Raw genomic sequence first — 290 nt, forward strand, 5'->3', positions numbered from 1 at the left:
CGCCGCTGAAAATCGGTTGCAGCAGGCCGCCGATCAATCCCATGTCGTGGTACAGCGGCATCCAGCTGACGATCACGTCGTCCGGGTTGAGGTCGATGCCGAAACCACGGCTGATCAGCACTTCGTTGGCCACCAGGTTGCCGTGGCTGACTTGCACGCCTTTGGGCAACGCGGTGGAACCGGAGGTGTATTGCAGAAAGGCGTTATCGTCGGCTTGCAGGTCGACCGCGACCCACTGCTCAACGAGCTGCGCGTCAAGGGTGTCGACGCTCAACTCCGGCGGCGCGTTG

Annotated in this window: 1 protein-coding gene; it reads right to left on the minus strand. The window is 62.4% G+C overall.

The features are described 5' to 3' along the window. Positions 1–290: AMP-binding protein (locus tag ACFZPT_RS26655; RefSeq protein ID WP_379559123.1), on the minus strand; the 290-nt coding region annotated here is incomplete at both ends.

This window comes from Pseudomonas sp. MD330_10, from assembly GCF_042610415.1.
Classification (GTDB): Bacteria; Pseudomonadota; Gammaproteobacteria; order Pseudomonadales; family Pseudomonadaceae; genus Aquipseudomonas; species Aquipseudomonas rhodesiae.